This is a genomic window from Nocardia sp. NPDC057663 (genome assembly GCF_042799895.1).
In the GTDB taxonomy this organism is placed as follows: domain Bacteria; phylum Actinomycetota; class Actinomycetes; order Mycobacteriales; family Mycobacteriaceae; genus Nocardia.
The window spans coordinates 264,167-285,476 of the sequence record NZ_JBHVHX010000007.1; the positions used below are offsets into that span (position 1 = coordinate 264,167).

23 protein-coding genes, 1 pseudogene and 1 riboswitch are annotated in these 21,310 nt (G+C 64.0%); of the genes and pseudogenes, 12 read left to right on the forward strand and 12 right to left on the reverse strand.

Features of this window, described 5'->3' with window-relative positions:
- On the forward strand, positions 1 to 180 hold a 180-nt coding region (locus tag ACFVAV_RS18680), incomplete at its 5' end, for a hypothetical protein (RefSeq protein ID WP_379036190.1).
- Positions 181 to 186: 6 nt separating this feature from the next.
- Here the strand turns inward: ACFVAV_RS18680 and ACFVAV_RS18685 are convergent.
- Positions 187 to 696, reverse strand: a complete 510-nt coding sequence (locus ACFVAV_RS18685) for an EndoU domain-containing protein (protein WP_379036191.1) — start codon at positions 694 to 696, stop codon at positions 187 to 189.
- 71 nt (positions 697 to 767) lie between these two features.
- On the opposite strand from ACFVAV_RS18685, the gene ACFVAV_RS18690 reads away from it, so the two are divergent.
- Positions 768 to 1,700, forward strand: a complete 933-nt coding sequence (locus ACFVAV_RS18690; protein WP_379036192.1) for a hypothetical protein — start codon at positions 768 to 770, stop codon at positions 1,698 to 1,700.
- 6 nt (positions 1,701 to 1,706) lie between these two features.
- Here the strand turns inward: ACFVAV_RS18690 and ACFVAV_RS18695 are convergent, their stop codons facing one another.
- Entirely contained in the window at positions 1,707 to 2,636 is a 930-nt protein-coding gene (locus ACFVAV_RS18695) for a hypothetical protein (RefSeq protein ID WP_379036193.1), read from the reverse strand.
- 560 nt (positions 2,637 to 3,196) lie between these two features.
- Between ACFVAV_RS18695 and ACFVAV_RS18700 the strand changes: the two genes are divergently transcribed.
- Positions 3,197 to 4,099: a hypothetical protein gene (locus tag ACFVAV_RS18700; RefSeq protein ID WP_379036194.1), complete on the forward strand. Its 903-nt coding sequence runs from the start codon at positions 3,197 to 3,199 to the stop codon at positions 4,097 to 4,099.
- Between the two features lie 75 nt (positions 4,100 to 4,174).
- Here the strand turns inward: ACFVAV_RS18700 and ACFVAV_RS18705 are convergent, their stop codons facing one another.
- The 3 genes from ACFVAV_RS18705 to ACFVAV_RS18715 form a co-directional block, all read right to left on the reverse strand.
- Positions 4,175 to 5,347, reverse strand: a complete 1,173-nt coding sequence (locus ACFVAV_RS18705) for a M20 family metallopeptidase (RefSeq protein WP_379036195.1) — start codon at positions 5,345 to 5,347, stop codon at positions 4,175 to 4,177.
- A gap of 3 nt (positions 5,348 to 5,350) precedes the next feature.
- Positions 5,351 to 5,668: a hypothetical protein gene (locus ACFVAV_RS18710; RefSeq protein WP_379036196.1), complete on the reverse strand. Its 318-nt coding sequence runs from the start codon at positions 5,666 to 5,668 to the stop codon at positions 5,351 to 5,353.
- 326 nt (positions 5,669 to 5,994) lie between these two features.
- The gene (locus ACFVAV_RS18715; protein WP_379036197.1) at positions 5,995 to 7,161 is read right to left on the reverse strand and encodes an MFS transporter; all 1,167 of its coding nucleotides are present in this window, start codon (positions 7,159 to 7,161) and stop codon (positions 5,995 to 5,997) included.
- Here ACFVAV_RS18715 and ACFVAV_RS18720 point away from each other — a divergent pair.
- From ACFVAV_RS18720 to ACFVAV_RS18730, 3 genes are all read left to right on the forward strand, one after another.
- Complete coding sequence (locus tag ACFVAV_RS18720) at positions 7,052 to 7,588, forward strand: MerR family transcriptional regulator (protein ID WP_379036198.1); 537 nt, start codon at positions 7,052 to 7,054, stop codon at positions 7,586 to 7,588. The genes ACFVAV_RS18715 and ACFVAV_RS18720 overlap by 110 nt on opposite strands.
- Positions 7,589 to 7,795: 207 nt before the next feature.
- Entirely contained in the window at positions 7,796 to 8,599 is an 804-nt protein-coding gene (locus ACFVAV_RS18725) for a DUF4239 domain-containing protein (RefSeq protein WP_379036200.1), read from the forward strand.
- 80 nt (positions 8,600 to 8,679) lie between these two features.
- Positions 8,680 to 9,570: a hypothetical protein gene (locus ACFVAV_RS18730; RefSeq protein WP_379036201.1), complete on the forward strand. Its 891-nt coding sequence runs from the start codon at positions 8,680 to 8,682 to the stop codon at positions 9,568 to 9,570.
- A gap of 90 nt (positions 9,571 to 9,660) precedes the next feature.
- Here ACFVAV_RS18730 and ACFVAV_RS18735 read toward each other — a convergent pair whose 3' ends face one another.
- A complete protein-coding gene (locus tag ACFVAV_RS18735) occupies positions 9,661 to 10,032 on the reverse strand; it encodes a DUF5713 family protein (RefSeq protein ID WP_379036202.1) in 372 nt (123 codons plus the stop codon).
- Between the two features lie 107 nt (positions 10,033 to 10,139).
- Between ACFVAV_RS18735 and ACFVAV_RS18740 the strand changes: the two genes are divergently transcribed.
- A complete protein-coding gene (locus ACFVAV_RS18740) occupies positions 10,140 to 11,213 on the forward strand; it encodes an NAD-dependent epimerase/dehydratase family protein (protein WP_379036203.1) in 1,074 nt (357 codons plus the stop codon).
- A gap of 23 nt (positions 11,214 to 11,236) precedes the next feature.
- On the opposite strand, the gene ACFVAV_RS18745 is transcribed toward ACFVAV_RS18740, so the two are convergent.
- The gene (locus ACFVAV_RS18745; protein ID WP_379036204.1) at positions 11,237 to 12,094 is read right to left on the reverse strand and encodes a helix-turn-helix domain-containing protein; all 858 of its coding nucleotides are present in this window, start codon (positions 12,092 to 12,094) and stop codon (positions 11,237 to 11,239) included.
- Positions 12,095 to 12,180: 86 nt separating this feature from the next.
- Between ACFVAV_RS18745 and ACFVAV_RS18750 the strand changes: the two genes are divergently transcribed.
- The gene (locus tag ACFVAV_RS18750; RefSeq protein ID WP_379036205.1) at positions 12,181 to 12,561 is read left to right on the forward strand and encodes a nuclear transport factor 2 family protein; all 381 of its coding nucleotides are present in this window, start codon (positions 12,181 to 12,183) and stop codon (positions 12,559 to 12,561) included.
- 9 nt (positions 12,562 to 12,570) lie between these two features.
- Here ACFVAV_RS18750 and ACFVAV_RS18755 read toward each other — a convergent pair whose 3' ends face one another.
- On the reverse strand, positions 12,571 to 13,680 hold the full coding sequence (locus ACFVAV_RS18755; protein WP_379036206.1) for a LuxR C-terminal-related transcriptional regulator: 1,110 nt from the start codon (positions 13,678 to 13,680) through the stop codon (positions 12,571 to 12,573).
- Positions 13,681 to 13,886: 206 nt separating this feature from the next.
- Between ACFVAV_RS18755 and ACFVAV_RS18760 the strand changes: the two genes are divergently transcribed.
- The 3 genes and pseudogenes from ACFVAV_RS18760 to ACFVAV_RS18770 all read left to right on the forward strand — a co-directional run bounded on the left by ACFVAV_RS18760 (position 13,887) and on the right by ACFVAV_RS18770 (position 16,083).
- Entirely contained in the window at positions 13,887 to 15,344 is a 1,458-nt protein-coding gene (locus tag ACFVAV_RS18760; protein ID WP_379036207.1) for an FAD/NAD(P)-binding protein, read from the forward strand.
- Between the two features lie 55 nt (positions 15,345 to 15,399).
- Positions 15,400 to 15,555: pseudogene (locus ACFVAV_RS18765) on the forward strand (nitroreductase/quinone reductase family protein); the annotation flags it as partial.
- 129 nt (positions 15,556 to 15,684) lie between these two features.
- Positions 15,685 to 16,083: a PPOX class F420-dependent oxidoreductase gene (locus ACFVAV_RS18770; protein ID WP_379036251.1), complete on the forward strand. Its 399-nt coding sequence runs from the start codon at positions 15,685 to 15,687 to the stop codon at positions 16,081 to 16,083.
- A gap of 60 nt (positions 16,084 to 16,143) precedes the next feature.
- Here the strand turns inward: ACFVAV_RS18770 and ACFVAV_RS18775 are convergent, their stop codons facing one another.
- The 4 genes from ACFVAV_RS18775 to ACFVAV_RS18790 form a co-directional block, all read right to left on the reverse strand.
- Positions 16,144 to 16,950 (reverse strand): ABC transporter ATP-binding protein, encoded by an 807-nt coding sequence (locus ACFVAV_RS18775; RefSeq protein ID WP_379036208.1) that lies wholly within the window; start codon positions 16,948 to 16,950, stop codon positions 16,144 to 16,146.
- Positions 16,943 to 17,794, reverse strand: a complete 852-nt coding sequence (locus ACFVAV_RS18780) for an ABC transporter permease (protein WP_379036209.1) — start codon at positions 17,792 to 17,794, stop codon at positions 16,943 to 16,945. Before ACFVAV_RS18780 ends, ACFVAV_RS18775 begins: the two co-directional genes overlap by 8 nt.
- Positions 17,772 to 18,794: an ABC transporter substrate-binding protein gene (locus ACFVAV_RS18785; protein ID WP_379036210.1), complete on the reverse strand. Its 1,023-nt coding sequence runs from the start codon at positions 18,792 to 18,794 to the stop codon at positions 17,772 to 17,774. The genes ACFVAV_RS18780 and ACFVAV_RS18785 overlap by 23 nt, the downstream gene beginning before the upstream one ends.
- Positions 18,791 to 19,498, reverse strand: coding sequence for a TenA family protein (locus ACFVAV_RS18790; RefSeq protein WP_379036211.1), 708 nt, complete (start codon positions 19,496 to 19,498; stop codon positions 18,791 to 18,793). Before ACFVAV_RS18790 ends, ACFVAV_RS18785 begins: the two co-directional genes overlap by 4 nt.
- A riboswitch (TPP riboswitch) is annotated at positions 19,489 to 19,585 on the reverse strand. (Overlaps the previous gene by 10 nt.)
- 164 nt (positions 19,586 to 19,749) lie before the next feature.
- On the opposite strand from ACFVAV_RS18790, the gene gndA reads away from it, so the two are divergent.
- Positions 19,750 to 21,195 (forward strand): NADP-dependent phosphogluconate dehydrogenase, encoded by a 1,446-nt coding sequence (gene gndA, locus ACFVAV_RS18795; protein WP_379036212.1) that lies wholly within the window; start codon positions 19,750 to 19,752, stop codon positions 21,193 to 21,195.
- Positions 21,196 to 21,310 lie beyond the last annotated feature (115 nt).

Sequence of the window (21,310 nt, forward strand, 5' to 3'; positions counted from 1 at the left end):
TGTCAAACAACACATTGGCGCGTTTACGGCGTTCGCCGTAACCGCGCCATAAGGAGTTGTGGTCGTCAGATCGGCCGGCTACATGCGGCTAATTCGCGCGTCTTCCGGAAATTGCTTGTCGAAGAACTCAGGGAGGTTTCTTTCGTGATGTTCAGAGGGAAGGTGTTCCAGGCGCCATGATTCCGTTTAATGGTTGGTTGGTCGGGTGTAGGCGGTGATGATGCCTTCCCCTTCTGGTTCTACGATGACGCGAATGCGGACATCGTCATAGTGCCCGTCGACGCGCAGGCGGGCTGGAATTTCCCACTCGATGTCGTCGCGATCATGCCAGGGGTTCATCAACGTGCCCGGCCTGCCACCTTTCAGGGCGTCAGCTTCGCGCGACCATTTCGCATCCGGATCGGTGACGACAGCTCTCACTGCTTCAAATATTTTATCATCAGGCCACTCTGCCGGAAAGAATGTTTTGTCCGCGTCCGGTGTTGTCGCTCGTCCTGCATGCAGCTCTGCAATATGATCCATACGGTACGGCGAGAGGTATGTGGCGTGGAGTCGGATCTCAGGTGAAATTTCCAGTTCTTCCCATTCGACAACACTCTCGTGCCAGCCGCCGTAGAGGCCCGGCAGGGGCTCGCGCCCGCTGGCTTCGTGGCGATAGATGTTTCTAGCCTGGTACGGCTGTTCGCTGCTGTTCACTTTTCACACCCGGTACGATTGGAGAACGAACCTCGACAGTCTATCTCCCCAACGGACACGGAGGATGGCGCGTGCCCCCGCCCCCGGATGCAGTGGCAGCGACCGCGGAACTACTGCGTGCGATGCTGCGCTCTCAGGCTGCGTACAGGCAGCGCTGGGTCCGCCATGCGCTGCGGATGCGCACCGATGACATCAGCTATGCCGCAGTCTCTCAGGTTGTTGCGCTGCATCTTTGGGATCAGGGGATAGTTGCGGACAGTGATCGCGAACTTCCCAGACGGCTACGCGACAGGATTCGCCACGCTCTGCGGGGTGAACAGCTGAGCTATGAAACCCTGACTTGGATAATCGAATCCTTCTACTTCACGGCTGAGGACTCCCATAAAATATGGGATACCTACGCCGGAAACGATCCAGATGGAGCCGGGAGCGATGGTGTCGGTTCGACACTTCGGATTCCACCGGTGCCGATGGTGAGTTCCCAGAAACATCAGACCAAGGCGCTGTTCTCGCGATATTACATCAATTCAGATCGAATGCTGGCGAAGATCGAAACCAGCCATGCAATGGTTGCGCTGGAAGACGGGGTCGATACCTTTGGCTATAGTCCGAGGGACACCGTCGCCGACGTGCAGGTTATTGCGGGCGGCAGCTTCGCCGGCTACCGCAGTAGCGTGCCCGGCTTCATCGGGGTCGAGCTTCGCCTCGATCGAACACTTCGTATAGGGCAGCATGCTTCGCTCCAGTACTTCACCGCGCACCGTAGTACCGCAGAGCCGTGCACGCAGGTGCGACGAGCTGCACGCAGCCGAATTAACGACGTCGACATGCGCGTAATCTTCGATACCGTAACTCCGGTTCGGGCTTGGTGGTGTGCATGGGACAGCTACGATGGTGGCAACACTGTGCTGAGGGTACCTACCGACCTGACGCCGATCTGGGAGCTGCACCGCTTCTTTGCATATATCGAGCATACGGTCGTGGGGTTCGAGTGGGAGTGGTAGGGAACTTTATGATTGCCACCCTACGCCGTAGCTGCGCGCCAACTGGAGATCGAAAAAACTGAGCTCCACTTGACCGCTGACATCGACTAGCACCCTATCGCCAACGAAATCAAGGACTTCCAACGAAACGGGCGGGAGGCCGTTGATCCGCCATATCTTGTCGGGGCAATTCGGTCCGAATCGGATACGCAAGCGAAAGAATCTGCACACACGCCAGGGGACTACCACATAGTATGGCCGGATCGAGTCCCGAGGGCCCAAGACTATCGAAGCACTGTAATCATGACGTTGTCCGACGCCGATCGCCTTTGCCAGTTTCATTCTAAAGTCAACGTGCGACCGGCCGATTCGAAGTGTTTCAGTAAGGCTGCCGCCAGACAAGATATTTGCAGAAATATTTCGTTGCTCGGAAGAATCCGACGATACGCTCCACGAAAACACGATGGTGTCCAGCTCGGGGACAGTAGAAACTATCCGCCGTTCTTCGATCAAGCGGACTGGATCTTCATCCAAATAGAGGGTAGCCCTCAGGGAGTCCGTGTACCAGGTATCGCCAGGGGTTGTATTGCAAATGTCAACCAAGACGCTTTCTTTTTCCGCCAGGAGTTCAGCCAGCATCAAGAACGCTTCATCAATACGACGTGCAGCGGTTCGAGGATCACGATCGAAGGTTGCTGCTAGCGCTTGAACTCGCTGACGCAGGAATCGGCGCTCAGGCTGGTTGCTCGAGCGGTCGAGAGCCAGTGCAGCTACGGCTGCCTGCCGTAGCTGTTGTGGTAGACGGCTACATCCCTCGGTAATAGTCATGGTGAGTTTCCGGCGGACGTCGGCGGCCGAGTCGTGCCCAGTGATGCCGCAAACCCGCCGGAGTGCCGGCCCGATGCGCTCAACGACATCCGGGGCAAGCAGTCCGTGGCCTCGACGCAGCTGCTTCAACTCGACGAGTAGAGGATCTGTCATGGCAACTCGGCTCCGGCTGGCGCAGTGTCTCAACATGTCTCGCTTCTTTGTACCCGGAGCTGGTATCGATGACAAAAGCAGGACAGTATGACCTGAGTCGTGGACCGCCGACCGGATCATGCCGCACCATCCTTGGTGCGGCAGTTCGTGCCACCCAGGCTCGATCACCCAGGTCGACCACGGATTGCCTTGTTGCACACGCGCTTCGCAGCACCAGCTCAGTAGCGATGTAGTGACCGACCGTAGTCGGCGGTCGTGCCGCATCGCTTCTCCTTGCCTGTCGCAAGGTGCGCGGCAACGCGATTGACACTCCTTCACATTGATAGCAATCATGGCTGGTTTCGCCTCGAATCTGATTGCTCGACTCGAAAGGACGGAAATTGTGAACAGGACGATCCGATCTCTGTCTAGGGACGACTCCAACCATCCAAAGGATTGTGAATAAGATGAGTGATCGATTCAGTACGAGCTCGATAGGAGCCACGTGGCCTCCTTGCGTTGTTGCCCATAACCGGCTGCGTGGATTCTATCCGTCCTTGTTGGATACCGCCCGGCGGCTGGATGATTTCATCGAGGAATTCACCCGCAATCGTGCAGATGCGATGCAGCGCTCAATTGATCGTGTGACAGTAAAAGCTGTGGGCACAGCTAAAGCGTTGGACCTCCTTGCCGAATCTGGTATAGGCGTGGAAGGAGCAATTCCACTCGCGTGCCATCGAGGACATGTTCTCATATTCGCTGGCTGGAATCATCCCGACCGCACGGTTCCTCCGGCGAAACTCCGCACGTATCGTGCGCTGTTGGCACAGACACGCATTACGAAGAAGGTGCCGAACCGCATGGAGGATCGTGCACGCGACGCGGGCTTGCAGGTCAACCTCTTGGCGAAGAAGGACGACCAAACGAGTCGGCGAGACGAAGTCGGTAGGTTCGCAGAAGCCTTCGGTGCGTTCGGGTTGGGTGAGACTGACATCGAACAGCTTCTCGTCTCCGCGAACACGACGATCGCCTATCTGACAAATCCCTTGGGTGCGGTCGCTTCCGCGGTAGTGGCCGAGCGGGTCACAATCGACCTGGAAGGGCATGGCTCGCTGGTACTGGTCGAGATAACAGAGGCGATCACAAGGGTAGAATTTCGAGGCCAAGGCCTCTATCGGAACCTGTCTGGCTACATCGTCGACCACATCCGATTTGGAGAGGCGGGACCATTGCATGCGGTGTTCGGTGAATGCAATCTGTCATCGCCTGGCGTTATCTATGCTGCTCGGCGAAACGGGCGGAGATTCGTGACCGACGACGCGGAACTGTATGGTGGGCCTCACCGGCCAGATCTAACATTTGGTATTCTCTGTCAGAATTTCTCGGTGTCTGATGGTGTCGAGTCCAGAGCCTACAACGACTTTGCATTGTCGTACGTTGATCTGACTAATTGTGCATAGAAAAAGCGTGCCGGTTGACTGGTGTCCGATCAACCGGCACGCTGACGATCCTTCTTATCCAGCGCTTTTGACACCCTAGTTTTCGAAATAGCTTCGGAGAAGGTGTCGATAGACGTCGGTAACTGAATCAAGTGAGCGCTGAGAAACAAACTCGTTCGGCGAATGTATGTTCCCACCCTCCGGGCCCAGGATAAGCGAAGGAATGCCGAAAGACTGAGCGAAAACGTTCTCATCGCCGACAGATCGACCGTAATTGATAAATGGTCCGTCGGCTGGATTGAGGACTTTTTCGATCGCGATCTTCCCGGCCGCAACGAGCTTGTCCGCCAGGGGAGATTCATACGGCTCGGCGTAGCTGTTTTGTCGTGGAACCAGGCGCACGGAGGCCTTCACATAGGGTCGGGCCGCGGCTGGCATCTCGGTCGAGCCGATAACTTTCTCGCAGATGTCACGATACTCATCGAGACAACCCTCTACTGATTCTGGCAACACGAGCAGTCGCTCGACCTCCAGTTCACAGTATTCGGGAATCGACAAGCCCCGTGACCGTGCGTTGAAGCTTGCAACGTACTGTCCCCCTTCTTTCAGTCGAGGGTGAAATGCCTGCTTCGCGCCACTGATTTCTCGTGCGATTCGGGCGCCGATATCGACCGCGTTGACGCCGCGATCGATGTGACCGCCATGTGATGAGTATCCGTGGATCTCGAACCTGAATCGTGCCCGCCCGCGTCGGCCCAGGGTGAGAACATCCGCGCCACCAATCCGGTCAGCTGATGCGCCGGGCTCGACAGAGAGGATGTGCTGAATTCCATTCATCCAGTCCGCCGCGTCGTGGACGACCTGCCATGCACCGAGGGACTCATTTTCTTCGTCGACGGCCAGAAGGACCTTGATCGGCGCATCGGCCGGCAAGTCGTGGAGTGCGACCAACAGGCCGGCGATTCCGCCCTTCATGTCGCATGCGCCGAGGCCGTACAGCTTGTCACCGACTTTTGTGATGCGGAATGGGTCGGTCTCCCATCCACTGTACACAGGGACAGTGTCCATGTGTCCATAGCAGAGCAGTGTTGCCGTGCCCTTTCCTCGCTGGCCCAGAATGTTGAACCGACCAGGCTCGACCATCTGCTTTCGTACCGCAAATCCAGAATCCTTGAGGTAGCGAAAAAGCCAGTCTCCGAGCTCGCCTTCGCTGCCAAAAACTGATCCGCGTGAGACCAGATGTTCAAGAACTCCTGTCGGTGTGTTCATAGTTTATCGAATATCTCCTATATCTCCAGTCGTCCAGATTCCAACGCCATTCGGATAGTACGTTCCACCCAGAATGTTCGGCCCCTTGAATGTATCATTTCTGCGGTCGATCAGGTTGCTCCGGTAGGTCCCAATTGCGTCGCGAGGCGCCTTGATCTCCTGCGCTAGAACGACGCCGCCGATATTCTCGCACCGATGCTCCATCAGGAAATCGATAATCTCGGTCAGCTCACTCGACGTCAGGAGTGGAAACTCTGAACCGCTGTACATCTGATCGATATCTCGATATGACAAGATTTTCCGACCCGACTTTTCGGCCATTCTTTGATTCTCCGATCGGTCATTCTGAATCTGCACTCTACGCTATATCTCAACTCGGTAGTGTGTCGATTATCTGTTGTCCGGGTTTTGCTGTCAATCTGATTTCGATCACCCCCCAGAACGTCGTTGCTCTGGTCCAGACCCTGCCGCACTCGTCTTCCGTCAGGACGAGGCTGAAACGTCTGGGACACAATATATCGGAAGGTCGATGCATCGGCCGAGAAACTGCCGGATGTCGCTGCCCACTCTGAACCCGGTGCGACGAGTTCGACGATATCGGCCAGGACTTCCTCGATAGTGCAGGTTCCCAGCTCGGACGATGGCCGTCACGTGTCAGCAAGTCGGCCGTGAAGAACAGCGCCGGCGTCGGCGTTGGTCCCGCGCAGGGCACGGGTAGCCATGACCGTCATCATCAGGCCGCAGATCGTCAGGCCCGCTGCTGCGAGGTAGATGGGCCTGGGACCAGAAGTCGAGTCGGCAATCAGGCCGCCGAACAGGCCGGCGCAGGCGGCAGCGACCTGGTACCCGGACGCATTGACAGCCATGGCCAAGGTCGGGGCCTCGCGCGCGGTCATCATCACGCGTGCTTGCATGCCCGGGATGATCGCGAAGCCGAGGAGGCCGATCGCTACAACCGCCACGCCGGTGAGTGTCGTGGAGGTTGCAACGAACCAGGTGCCCACAAGGGTTGCGGCCAACAGGCCGAGCAAGGCGGGTTGGAACAGTCGCGGGTTGCGGTCGTAGAGGATGCCGCCGACGAGGTTGCCGATCGTCGCGCCGGCGCCATAGGCGAGCAACAGGATTGGCAGTCTGGTCGTGGGGTGCCTGCCCAGATCTGTGAGCAGCGGGGCGAGGTAACTGAACACCATGAGCACGCCGACGTTGCCGACCGAGGTGATGGCCAGCGCCACCAGCACCGGCGGTTGTCGCAGGACTCGCAACTCCGAGACCGCCGAGGTCCGACCCTCGTCGGTTGGCGAGGTGAGCTGCCAGAACACCAGGCCCAGCCCGATCAGGCACGCAACGGCAATCGCGGCGAATGTCGCGCGCCAGCCCCACTGACTGCCGATCTGGGTGCCGATAGGCGCTCCGAGGATCATGGCCAGGTTCATCCCGAACGCCAGCCGGGCCACCATGGTCCCGGCTCGCTCAGGTGGCGCGGACTGCACCGCGATCACGATGGCTTGGGCGAAGAAGGTCGAGGTCACCAGTGCGGTGACCATACGGGCGGCCAACAGCAATGAGAACTCGGGTGCGAGAGCGGAGACCGCGTTCCCGATGACCGCAACAGCCAGCATCGCCAGCATCAGTGGTTTCCGGTCGATCCCGGCGGTCGCCGCGGTGAGCACCGGGCCGCCGATGATCATGCCGACGGCGTAGGCAGTGACCAGCAAGCCGACGGTGCCGGCGGTGACCTCGAGGTCTGCGGCGACCTCGGGCAGGATCCCGGCTATCACGAACTCTCCGGTGGTGATGCTGAAAACGCAGAACATGAGGATGGCAAGTCGACGCATGCCCGTCACGCTAAACTCTCACGTCGACGTGAGAGTCAAGTCGAACAGCGAGGGAAACCAGGTGAGAATCGGCGAACTGGCGGACCGGACCGGAGTCAGCGTGCGAGCGTTGCGCTACTACGAGGAGAAGGGCGTCCTCAGGCCGGACCGAACCGCCAGTGGATACCGGATCTTCACCGACTCGGACATCCACAAGGTGTCGCACATCCAGACCCTGCTGGCAGCAGGTCTCGGCATGGACCTCATCGGCGAGATCCTCGCGTGCCTGTCCGGTGAATCCTTGCTGCTGGACGACTGCCACCAACGTCTCGAAGCAGAGCGCAGCCGGATTACCGACGACATCGACCGACTCGTCCATACCCGATCGCTGCTGGACAAGCTGCTCGCCACCACCACACGTGGCTGAGCACCACCGATCTCGCCCGCCCATTGCAGATCCCGGCGTGGGGGTGAACGTCGAGCGGTCACGGAGTTGGCACGGCGGCAGCGCCCGAAAGCAACCGGTCGGTTGTAAATCGCTGGGGTGGAAGGGAATCGGATCTCAATCCATCCGCGCGGCCACCGCGAATACCCTGTGATCGCTTCCACCCCCCGGCAGGAACGGAGTCGCGGAATGCTCGGAATTCTGTTGCAGCTGGCGGTATTGGCGCTTTTCGTGGGCGTCGCGGTGGGGATCTTGGTACTGGGGGATCGGGTGCGGCCCGAATCGTGGCGGCACGAAGACGATTCAGGTGCTGGTTCGATGATGCTGGACATGGTCAACATGTTCTTCGCCGCCATCGTGGCGTTCGTGGTGGTGATCCTGTGGCAGCAGTACGACACCTCGCATGCGCACACCGTGTCGGAGGGCAAAGCGCTGGTGAGCGTGTATGAGTCCGCGAACAGCATGCCCGAGCCGGATCGCGAGAAGATCCGGACCCTGGTGACCGCCTACACCCGGCAGGTGATCAACGAGGAGTGGCAGGTCATGGACAAACAGCGCCGACTGAGCCCGTCCACGCAGGCAACGCTGGATGATCTGCGGGAGGCGGTGAATTCCGTGCCTGCCGCCACCGCGGACGAGAAGGCGGACCAGGACGAGACTGCCGCGGCCGTTGCGGCGATCACCGAGGCACGCTTCGACCGTGGCCTGGACGCCGGCTATCGGTTGCCCGGTTTCCTCTACATCGCCTTGTGGTTCGCCACTGCCATGCTGTTGTTCGGCACCGTCTTCTCCGGTGTCGTGGTCACCAAGCGCAGCATCCTCATGACCGGGTTGTTCGGTCTGGTGATCGGTGCGGTCATTGTGGCTGTCTACCAACTGGATCGGCCGTTCGCCGGCGGCAATCACGTCGCCAAGGACGCCTACGAACTCGCGCTCGCGCGCTTCCAGCACCTTGCCGCGGAGCCGTCCTCCAGCGGCGATATTCCTCGTTGACCGGGTCAAACAGCGATCAGTACTGGGCTTTCGGAGGCACGGTGGGTGGAAAACGAAGAGCAGTACGAGGATTCGCGGGGGTGTCGGTGGCTGGGGCTCTGCTCGCCGTCCACGTACCGCTCGCTGCGGCTGACCCGGGAATCCCGACGATCGACCAGATCATCAGCGGCAGTGCGGCTCCGGGCACCGTGGCCGCCCCGAGCGACGGACAATCCGGCGGGCTGGAGCTGGGGCTCGGCACCGGCAGCAGCCTCGCGAGTGGACCGGGCTGGTCGGCGGCGCCGACCGGCAGCTCGGGGACAATCCCGAATCCGGCGGCTGGGCAAGCTCTCGGCCTCGGCCCGAGCACCCCCAGCGGCCTCGATGGAGCCCGCGCGACGATCGATCCAACCGCCGTGGATCCTGGCGTATCCGATCCTGCGTCTGGTACGGCACTGACGACTCCGACAGCCGCCCCGGGCACACTCGGCGGCCTGCTGCTCCCCAACCCCGACTATGTGCTTCCCGCCTGTGTCGGCAGCGCGGCAGTCGGCAGCGCCGCGCTGGGGTCTGGCATCGTCACCGGTAGCGGCATGGGCTCGAGCCTGATCGGCGGCCTCGGTTCCAGCGGAAGCGTCGGCTCGGGATCGGCAGGTGCGGGCAGTGTGGCGGTAGGCAGCGCCGCGACCGGCAGCGCCCTGCTGACCTGCGCACTGTTGCTCCCGGTCCCGGGTCTGCCGGAGCCCGGTATCCCCCTGATCATTCCACCGCAAGCGGTGGCGCCGGAGGTCGTGCCTATCCCAGCGCGACTGCCCGAGGTGATCCCGTCGATCCCCGCAGCGATCCCGCCGCTGCCGCTGCCGCCGCCCCCGGTCGAGTACGCCGCGCCTGTTCAGTCACCCCCTGCACTTCCGCTCACCGCGCTGCAGGTTATGACGGTCATGATCATCACGATCATCGCAGGCGCGCGTGCTCGCCTGCGTGGCCGGTAGTAGCCGCGCGCGATTTCCGCCGCCCGGCATCAGTGGAGACGGAATCCGACGTCGCCTGAAGCGGTCGCGTCACCGGCCGTCCCGCCGTGTTCACCACTCCCGAGTGGCGATCAGTTCCTCCGCATCCGCGTCCTGGAAACCATAGGTACAGGCCACGAACCAGAAGTCCTCGCCTATCTCCTCACGAGCCACAGTCTCGATTTCGCTGCCCGCCGAATCGAACTCGGCCTCCAGTGCGTTGAACTCCTCGGTGGCGGCGTGGGCGAGGACGTACAGCGCGGCCAGGTCGGCAGGCTGCTCGGCCTCGATACGCTCGCACAGCCTCAGCAAGATTGCCTTACCGCGGTCCACCAGATGGCTGGGAAAGAAGTCGTCCTCGTACAAAAGGTGGAGAAAGCGGTGTGTGATCACCTGCTGATTGCTGATCGGCATGACGTCCTGCTCTCGGTCTTCGATAAGCACGACCCTATAAAAGGCGCGCAGCAAGCGCCCGAGGTGCTCGAGTGCGACGGGGTACCCAAGTTCTGACGGTCGACCTCCGATATCCCGTCGGGCGGTGCGACGACAGCATGAAGCCCCGCAGCGGCGATAGACGGGTCTTCAGCCCAGGAGGCCTGGCTCTGGCTCGGAACTTGTGTCCCCGCCCACATGATGTTTATGGTGCTTACATTAGTGTTACTGTGGCTTCTTGTCAATTGTCGGCAATCGAAAGGTTTCTTCCCGTGCAGACGATTCTCGGAGCAAACGGACAGATCGGGACCGAGCTTGCTCACGAGCTCCATCGGCGGTTCACCAAGGACATCAGGCTGGTGAGCCGTAATCCCCGACGGCTGCACGACACCGATGAGCTGGTCACGGCGGACCTCATGGACGCCGAGCAGACCGCTGCGGCGGTCGCAGGTAGCGAGATCGCGTACCTGACCGTCGGTCTACCGCCGGATGCGAAGCTGTGGGCGGATCAGCTCCCGGTGATGATGGAGAACACGATCGCAGCGTGCGAGAAACACGGCGCCAAGCTCGTGTTCTTCGACAACACCTACATGTATCCGATGACCGGTGAACCGCAGACCGAGCAGACGCGATTCGCTCCGGTCGGGAGTAAGGCGCGGACCCGGGCGACGATGGCCACGATGCTGTTGGAAGCCATGGCTGCAGGTCGGGTCGAGGCGGTGATCTGTCGCGCGCCGGAGTTCTACGGGCCGGGCAAGACGCAGAGCTTCACCAACGCGATGGTGTTCGATCCGATCTCGGCGGGCAAGAAGTCGCGCGTTCCGTTGCGCGACGACACTCTGCGGACCTTGATCTGGACTCCGGATGCCAGCCGCGCGATGGCCTTGATCGGTAACACGCCGTCGGCGTACGGGCAGACCTGGCATCTGCCGTGCGACGACGACCGTGTGACGTACCGGGGGCTGATCGAGCTGGCCTCCGCATCTTGGGGTCGCGAGATCGACTACTCGGTGATGAAGCGTCCCGCGTTCTTCGTCGCTCGGCTGTTCAATCAGGGCGTGCGTGAACTGTGGGAGTTGCTGCCGCGATACGAGGTGGACAATTTCTTCGTCTCGGACAAGTTCAAGCGGGCATTTCCGGAGTTCCGGGTGACGACCTACGCCGAAGGCGTGGCCGCCATCAAGGCGGACTGAGCCGCGCGGACCCAGCGTGACTGCTAGCTCTTCTTCGAATCGGGCAACTTGTCGATCGAGGCGGTCGTACGGAGTTCACGACCAGCATCGGCACCGGCATCGGGGCGCCCGGCGACCTGGCGGCGGTGGAGATACTCGGCAGTGTGGGAATCGGCGGGGAAGTAGGACTCGACGGCGATCTCTGCGAGGGTGATGTCGAAGGCAGCACCGAATGTCATGATGGTGTTGAAGAAGGACAGTTCGGTGTCGTTGTGCGCGAGCCGGATCGGTAGAGCGACGTCGGCGGGATCAACCGGGCTGTCGTCGGTGGGTGCGAACACGCGTAGTTCGGCGTGTAGCGCGGCGAGGGCGGGATCTCCGCTGCGTTCGGCCTGCCGGGCCAGCCGGGGCAGCAGGTAATTGCTGACTTGGGCGTAGTTGGTAATACGTGCGGCGAAACCGTCGGGGTGAAGGCCGAGACGCATCATGTTCACCGGCGGGTTGAGGAGCTCGGGTGACGCGCCGTCGAAGAAGATCTCGGCCGCATCGTTGGCGAACAGCAGGTTCCACTGCGCGTCCACGGCGATGGCGGGGTACGGCTCGTGGCAGGCGACAACCCGGCGTACCGCCGCTGTCGCCGCCGCGAGATCCGGGTCGTCGAGTGTGCGCTGTGGATGTACGGGGAGCGCACCGGCGGCAAGGTGGAGCTGATTGCGGTCGCGCAGTGGGACATTCAGATTCTCGGCGAATCGCTCGATCATGGCGGTGCTCGGCACCGTCCGGCCGGTCTCGACAAAGCTGATGTGCCGGGTGGAGATGCCTGACTGCGCGGACAGCGCGAGTTGGCTGAGCCCACGTCGCATCCGCCACGCGCGGAGGAGCTCACCGACCGGACTGTTCATCACCCGAGTATCGCGGCCGGACAGGCGCCGCACCATTACCTGGCTGGTAATCGCCGGCGTGCCGTTGCAGGTGCCACAGTGCCACCATGACACAAGACACTGTGGCGCAACGTAACCGAGATCTGGTCGTGCACGGGCTGGCGGAGTTCGCCCGCGGAAATATCGGCGTATTGCGCGAGCTCTTGCACGAAGACTTCGTCGAGCACAGTCCCGGCAACCCCTCCGGGCGCGACGCATTCATCGAGTTCATCGCGAGTGCGCCGGTCGCGGGTGCGCGCCTCGACATCAAACGCGTCATCACCGATGACGATTACGCGGTCGTGCACTATCACATGGTCGAACCGGGTGGCGGCCGCGGATCGGCCGTCATCGATATCTGGCGGCTGGTGGACGGCCGGATCACCGAACACTGGGATGTGGTGCAGCCGGTCCCCGAACCTGCGAGTATCCCGCACGGCATGTTCTGAGCGCCCGCTCTAACTCGCGACATCGAGGACACGGACCGTGGCGGCGGCCGCGAGGGGTTCGCGGTGTTCGGTGAAGAGCTTGGCGACCAGTTCGCCGCGGCTGGTGACACCGACCTTGTCGAAGATCGACTTCAGGTGGTCGCGGACGGTGTGTGGGGAAAGGAACAGCCGCGCGGCGATATCGGCTGTGGGCAGGCCGTGCGCGACGAGTTCGGTGACCTGTAGTTCTCGCGGGGTGAGCTCGTAGGCTGCCACGATCAGCTCGGCCACCTCCGCTGGCTTGGCCTGCTCGATCACCAGAGCCGTTGTGCCCGTGCGCCCTTCGGTGTCGCGCAGGCAGGTCGCATGGCACACCAGCCAGCGCCCCGCGGTGGTGCGCACCCGGATCCGCGACGCGGTTCCGGTGAGCCGGGCACGGCCTGCCGTGCTGAGAATCCAGACCGGCAGCGGCAGATCGATGCCGAGCGGGGTCTGGGTGGCGGGACCGGGTGGCATCTCGGCCAGCAGCTCGCGGGCCTCGTCGTTGAGGGACAGCAGTTCCCCGCCCGCGCCGAACAGCAGCAGACCGGGCGCGGCGGCGAGAGCGGACGGCGGTGTCGCGCCTGGCCGTGCGAAGGCGCGCAATCGCTGTGCCATCGGCGTGCAGATCGTGTGGACCAGGGCGATGTCCTCGGCGCGGAACGGCGGCCTGCCTCGCTCGCGGAACAGGCTCAGCTGTCCCCACGGCTGCCCGCCGACCCGGAACACTGCGCGCAACTCGTCGTCGAGCCCGCGCGGGCGCATGAAGCCGCGGTACAGCGGACTCGATGTCGGCCGGTCCCCGGTCACCTCGCGCAGCCCGGCCACCGGGACCTTCGCCAGCGCCAGATCGCGGAACAGATTCACATGCTCAGCGAAAAACTCTGACTCCCAATAGATTCCGCAGCCACCCTCGTGCAGGTTCTCCACCCGCGCCGGTGCCGTGGTGAGCCCGTTGACCGGATCGGTGGCCACCCACACCGCGGCGTCGAACGGTGCTATGCGCCGCAGGCGGGCCGACACGTCGGCGAACAGGGAGTGCGCGTCGGGCGTGGTGGCGATGCCGGCGAGCAGTGCGTCGAGCGCGGTCGTTGCGGTCATGTGTGTCATCTTCGGCCGCCTGTCGCGCGCTCGCCACCCCGCAACTGAGGGGTCGGTGCGGGGTACTTCGGCCGCGGAAACGGAGCAGTGGGCACTAGCCCCGTCATTGGCGCGCCACTGGTGGCGAATCCCCTCGATCGCGGGATGTTCGGCGCCGTGGAACCCCGCGATGCTGGGTGCGGCATACACGAAACCGAAGGAGCCCCATGCACATCGGAATCATCGGAGCGGGCGCGGCCGCCGTCGCGCTGCTCGACGCGCTGGCCCGCGCGGACCGCCAGCCGAGCGGTGTCACCGTGTTCGACGGCGCGCCGGCGCTGTGGCGTGGCCGCCCGTACCAGCCCGACCTCGACACCGTGCGGGTGAACGCGCCGCCGCCGATCATGTCGGTGCGCGCGGGCGACTCCGCGCACTATCAGCGCTGGTTGGCGAATCGCGACGTGACCGGCTATCTCGACGAGAGGTTGGGTCAGCCGCTCGTCCCGCGCGCTGTCTACGGCGAGTACCTGGAAGACACCGCGCGCGAGGCGATCGCACAACTGGGTCGCGCCGGCTGCCAGGTCCGCGTGGTGCGCTCGGCGGTCACCGGATTCTCCCGCGACGGCCGGGCGGTCCTGCACACCGCCGGCGGCCATCACGTCCCGGTGGACCGGGCCGTCCTCGCGGTCGGCAGCGGCCGCCCGCGTGACCATTACGGGCTCACCGGCGCGCCCGGCTATGTCAACGAGCCCTATCCGCTCGCCCGTACCGTGGCCGGACTCCCCGCAGACCACCATGTCGCCGTCATAGGCAGCGGTCTGACCGCGGTGGATGTCGCCGTCACCCTGGCCGAGAGCGGGCACACCGGGCCGATCACGCTGCTCTCACGCAGCGGGCAACTCCCCTTCGTGCAGCAGCGTCCGGTCCGCCTGGACCCCGTGCACTTGACGCCGGGGGCGGTGCGGGAGCTGGCTGCGGAGCACGCCAGCGAACTACGCTTCTCCCAATTGGTTTCGCTCATGCGTACCGAACTCGCGGCACTGGCGCAGGATTTCGACACCTTCGCTGCCGAGATCATCGGCTCCGAGGATCCGGTGATTCGCCTGCGTCGCCAGCTCGACGCGGTCGACGCGCCGCACTACGGGCGGCGCCTGCTGGCCATGGTCATCCGCACCGCCGGCCCGACCGCGTGGCCGCTGCTGGCGGACCGGGACCGAGCGATGCTGCGCACCGAACACTTCCGCACCATCAACAGCCTGAGCTCGCCCATGGTCCCGCACAACGCACGCATCGTGCTGCGGCTGCTGGATTCCGGCAGGCTGCGGTTGCGGGCGGGCGTCACCAAGATCGAGGCGCAGACCGGCGGCGGGTTCACCGTGCACGACGGCCGAAGCTGGTCCGCGGATACGGTGCTCAACGCGGTCAACCCGCCCGCCTACACGGTGCCCCCGGAAACCGAGTCGCTGATCGGCGCGCTGCTCGCAGCGGGCGCGGTCGAATCGCATCCCTCGGGCGGCCTGCGTGCGGAACCGGTCACTCGGCGTTCGATGGTCGGAGGTACGCCGGACCGGAGCTGGCACGTGCTCGGCAATCTCGCGGCCGATTCCCTGTTCATCGCCACCAACCCGCCCGGTCTGGCGGCCGAGGCGGCCGGACTGGTCCGAGGATTGTTCGGTGCGTCATGAACGGGAGGGGAGCGCTCCGCTCTGGAAATGTCGACACCGCTTACTTTCGTGTGTAATGTTTCCCCTGCTACTGGTATTCGATGGACGCCGCCGGAAAGTTCACGCACGCACCGCATCTCCGGAGGAGAAGGCGGTCCTGTGGCCCCGGATCGTCACCGCCTACAAGGGCTACGCCGACTACCAGAAGCGCACCGCACGTGACATCCCGGTCGTGCTCTGCGAACTGCGAGACCGAGGTGGTTCACCCACCTGGTCCACGACCGCAATAGTGTTTCGAAAAGGCAAGGGAGACTATGATGATCGAAACCACGATGCCCGGCGCCATTCCGGTGGCGATGTCGTGACGGCGGGCTCATCGGAGTGGGATGCGGTCGGCGGGTCGACTTACGTGTCCTTCACGAGCTACCGCAAGAATGGCACCCCGGTCTCCCTTCCGGTCTGGATTGCTCCTGCCGACGGCAAGCTCTACTTCTTGTCGGAAGCCAACGCTTACAAAGTCAAGCGGATTCGCCGCAATCCGGAGGTCTCGTTGCAGTCATGCAGGGTGCGGGGCAAGATCGACCCCGGGTCGCCCATTGTCGAGGGCACCGCACGTGTCCTCGGCGACGAGGACACGTCACGGGTCCGCAAGATCATGAACCGCAAGTACTGGATCCTGGGCCCGTTGAGCGAGTTCGGGGCCTGGATAGCCCGCCGTCAGGGCGCGACGATCGGGATCGAGATTTCACCGCTTGGTTAGCTCCGCATCTTGCGCCACAAGGGCGACGCCATACTGCCCTGCACCGACCGAGCGGTCGAGCTAGCGCTGCTCCGTGAACGCCCGACGAGACTCCTCGTGCAGGATCGCGAGGAGTTCCTCTTCCAGAGCGACGAATTCGGGCGCGGTGATCGTGGACAACCCGCGCGGCCGCGGCAGGTCGATGCGTAGTTCGTGGCGCACGGTGGCCGGGCGCGCCGACAGTACGATCACACGGTCCGACAGGTACACCGCCTCACGGACATCGTGGGTGATCATCAGGACCATCCAGCGGTAGCGCTGCCAGACCTCCTGTAACCACGACTGCATCTCGGTGCGGGTCAGTGAGTCGAGTGCACCGAAGGGTTCGTCGAGCAGCAGCAGTTCGCGCTCCTGAACGACGGTCCGCAGCAGTGCCGCCCGCTGTCGCATCCCGCCCGAGAGTTGGAACGGGCGGGCGTCCTCGAAACCGGACAGGCCGAAGACCGGGAACAGTTCGCGGGCGCGGCGCCGGGCCTCCGATTTCGGGACACCCTGGACGCGCAAGCCGAGGATGGTGTTGTCGAGGACGGTTCGCCAGGGGAACAGCAGGTCCTTCTGCGGCATGTAGGCGCAGTGCGATGCGGTGTCCTCGCCGTCGGCCGCGCGGAAGCCGACGCTGCCGGAGTCGGGGGATTCGAGTCCGGCCAGCATGTTGAACACGGTGCTCTTGCCGCAACCGCTCGGCCCGATGACGGTGACGAACTCGCCCGATCGGACGGTGAACGACACCCCGCCCAGCACTTCGAGGTCCGGGCTGCGCCGACCGGGCTGCGGAAACGACTTGGTGAGATGGTCGACGACGATTCGGTCGTCCCCGGCGTCAGTCACGTCGGCTCCTGTTCTGCGCGCGCGACCACGGCGCGACGAGGCGTTCGATCGCGAACGTCGACAGGTACAGCGCGATACTCAGCAGCGCCGTGACCAGCACCGCCGCCAATACCAGGTCGGTGCGGAACGAATTCTTCTGCAGGCTCATGTAGATGCCGAGACCGACGCTCGCGCCGACATACTCGGCGAACACCGCGCCGACGACCGCGTAGGTGATCGCGATCCGCAACGCCGTGAAGAACCGCGGCAGTGCGGACGGCAGCCGCACATAACGGAACTCCTGCACCCGGGAGGCGCCCATGCTCCGCAGCAGTGCGCCCGCGTCACGGTCGGCCGCGGCGAATCCCTCGATCAGGCCGATGGCCATGGGGAAGAAGGTGACCAGCGCGACCACCAAGATCTTCGGCAGGAGACCGAACCCGAACCAGATGATCATCAGCGGTGCGATCGCGACGATCGGTACGGTCTGCGACGCGACGAACAGCGGCACCAACGCACGCCGCAGCCAGGGCGAGAAGTCCACAACCACCGCCAGCACCCACGCCAGAGTCAGCGACACCGCGAACCCGACCAGCGTCACCTGCAAGGTGGCGGCCGCATGGGAGCTGATCTCGTCCCGGTGCGCCCACCCCTGCTGGACGACCCGCAGCGGTGACGGCAGCACCTGCGGACGGACACCACTGATCGTGACGTAGACCTGCCAGATCGCGCCGAGCGCCGCCACCGTGACGAACGACGGCACCGCCCACCGGATCCCGGCCCAGCGAGCCGTCCCGCCGTCGCCGCCGGCGGGGGTCAGCGGTGGCGCGGCTACGGACGGCTCACGGGTTGGCGAGGTACTCATTGGTGAAATAGGTCGACCAGTCGGGTTCGGTGGTCAGCGGCTTTCCATCGGGGCCGGTCAGCAGACCGCCCCGGTACAGGAAGCCGGAATTCGCCGACCACTGCTCCACCGTCTGGGTGCCCACCTTGCCCGCGGCGTTCTTCATGAACTGCTCGGCCAGCATGCGCTGGCTCTCGAAGACCAGCTTCTCGTCGTTGAACGCGCCCGGATTGGCGTCGATGAGATCCTGGGCCGCCGCGTCCGGGTTCTCCGCGGCGAACTGGTAGCCGCGTTGCAGCGCCTGCACGAATTTCGCGGCGCGGTCCGGGTTCTGGGCCAGCCAGCCCTCGTTGGCGTCGACCACGATCGCGTAGGCGTCCGGGAAACCGAAGTCCGTGTACCGGAAGTAGCGCATCGGGGTGCCGTGGTGTTCGGCCTCGATCCCTTCCCACGCCAGATACGAGACGGTGAAGTCGGCCTTGCCGGAGTAGACCGCTTCGTAGGCCGACGAACCCAGCACCACCGAGGTGAATTCGCCGGTGCCACCGTCATTGCGGATGACCTGCTGGAGTGCCTCCCGCTCGCCCGGGTCGCCGAAACCGGCGTAGGTCTTGCCGTCGAGGTCCTTCGGCCTCGCGAGGTCGGCGCGATCGGCGCGCACGCCGATGCCCGTCGCCCAGTGCTGCAACGGGGCGAGCACCGACTTCACCTGCGCACCCGACGCGCGGGCGAAGGTCGACGAATTGTGGGTACTGATCCCGAATTCCGCGTTTCCGGCATCGATCACCGTGTCGACGGAGGTGTTGTTGTACGGCAGGACCTGCACATCCAGACCGGCGTCGGCGAAGTAGCCGCGCTGCAACGCGACGTAGAGCCCGACGTGGTTGGTATTCGGCGTCCAGTCCAGCGCGAACCGGATGGTGTGCTCGGAGCCGCCGCCCGAACCGCAGGCGGTGAGCAGCGACAGGGTCGCGACGGTGGTTGCCATGACCGCGAGCGCGCGGCGAAGACGCCCGCTCATGCGGCAGGCCAGGGCTGCGGATGCAGGGCAGTGTCCCAGAACATCAACTCGTAGCGCACGGCGACGATGAACGCCTTCTCCATCGCCGTCCGTTCCTGCTCGCTCGCCGACTCGGCAGCGGCGTCGACCAGCGTTCGAGCCGTGGCCGCGGCCTGCTGGAACTCCGCGGCGCCGTAGGTGGTGACCCACTGGGCGTACGGGTGTGTGGGGTCGGCGGCGATCACCTTCGCGGCGCTCCCCGCGAGGTCGCGTCCGACCTCGGCATAGATCCAGAAACAGGGCAGCGCGGCCGCCGCGGCGACGGCGTAGGACTCGGTCGCGGCGGCGGCGATCAGGTAGGAGACATAGGCCAGGCAGGTCTGCGAATACTCTGGCTCGCCCTGCCTCGGGGGCAGCGCGCCACCGGTGAGCAGCTGGTCGTGCATGGCCGACTCGACAGCGGCGGCGTTCGCGGACGAGGTCGCCCAGAAGGCCGCGGTCTGCGGGTCCGGCGACTTGGCGGCGAGAATCGCCAGCGCCTTCGAGTACCCGGTGAGATACAGCGAGTCCTGTTCGATGTAGGTGCGGAACACCTCGAGCGGCAATGTGCCCTCGCCGAGGTGGCGCAGGAATTCCAGCTCGTCGATCGCGCTCCGCAGGACCTTGGTCCGGTCCCAGAGGTGATCGGTGAACAGGCCGGTATTTGTGGTGTGGGCGCGCAACACCGTGACATCCCTTCGTCAGCATTACCTGAACAGGTTCAGCGGGTCTGTTCTCAGCCTCGCGGTCGCGAGGCACCCCGTGTCAGAACTCGTCCGACACTAGCAGCGAGCGCCGACACGCGGGCTATGCCCGGTTCCGTGCGGAGCCCCAGACACGGTGGTAGGTGTTCGGCGGCGGACCGGCACCCGGTAACTTGCCTGCCAAGGACCTGTCTTCCGCGCCCCTCGAACCGCCGAACGAAGAGAGCTGATCAATGTCGACCTCGACCGCGCGTGCACACATCGGTGTCACGGGCCTGGCCGTGATGGGCAGCAATATTGCCCGCAACTTCGCCAAGCACGGCTACACCGTCGCACTGCACAACCGTTCCGTGGCAAAAACCGACGCGTTGCTCGCCGAGCACGGCGGTGACGGCGATTTCGTCCGTACCGAGACCGTCGAGGAGTTCGTCGCGGCGCTGGAGAAGCCGCGGCGAGTGCTGATCATGGTCAAGGCGGGCGAGGCGACCGACACCGTCATCGAGGAGCTGGCCGCCGCGATGGAGCCGGGCGACATCATCATCGACGGCGGCAACGCCCTCTATACCGACACCATCCGTCGCGAGGCCGCCCTGCGCGAGCGCGGCCTGAACTTCGTCGGGGCGGGCATCTCCGGTGGCGAGGAGGGCGCACTCAACGGTCCCGCGATCATGCCGGGCGGACCGAAGGAGTCCTACGAGTCGCTCGGCCCGCTGCTGGAGTCGATCGCGGCACAGGTCGACGGCACCCCGTGCTGCACCCACATCGGCCCCGACGGTTCCGGGCACTTCGTCAAGATGGTGCACAACGGCATCGAATACGCCGATATGCAGTTGATCGGCGAGGCCTACCACCTGTTCCGTGACGCGCTCGGTTTCGACGCCGGGCAGATCGCGGAGGTGTTCACCCAGTGGAACTCCGGGGACCTGGAGAGCTACCTGGTCGAGATCACCGCCGAGGTGCTCGCGCAGGTCGACGCGAAGACCGGCAAGCCGCTGGTCGACGTCATCGTCGACGCGGCCGAGCAGAAGGGCACCGGCCGCTGGACGGTCAAGTCCGCGCTCGATCTCGGCGTGCCGGTGACCGGCATCGCGGAGGCGGTCTTCGCCAGGGCGCTGTCCGGTTCCCGTGCCCAGCGCAAAGCCGCGGTGGGTCTGGCGTCGGGCATACTCGCCGACAAGCCCACCGATGTCGAGCAGTTCACCGAGGACATCCGGCAGGCGCTGTACGCGTCCAAGGTGGTTGCCTACGCACAGGGCTTCGACCAGATCGCCGCGGGCAGCGCCGAGTACGGCTGGAATCTGCGCCCGGGTGACCTGGCGACGATCTGGCGCGGTGGCTGCATCATCCGGGCCCGGTTCCTGAACCGGATCAAGGAAGCCTACGAGCAGGACCCCGCCCTGCCGAGTTTGATCCTCGCGCCGTACTTCCGACAGGCGATCGAGACGGCGATCGACAGCTGGCGCCGCGTGGTGTCCACCGCCACCCTGCTCGGGATCCCGGTCCCGGCGTTCGCGTCCTCGCTGTCCTATTACGACGCACTGCGCGCAGAGCGCCTGCCGGCCGCACTGACCCAGGGCCAGCGCGATTTCTTCGGCGCGCACACGTACGAGCGCATCGATGCCGACGGCAAGTACCACACGCTGTGGAGCGGTGACCGCAGCGAAGTGTCCGCGGACTGATCTCCGACCGAAACCCCTCCGGCTCGGCCGGAGGGGTTTTCTTGTGTCCGGGCAGTGCCCAGAGGTCGCTGTCAGCGCGCCGCTGAAGCAGGATGCGGCCCCTTGTCGTCACATA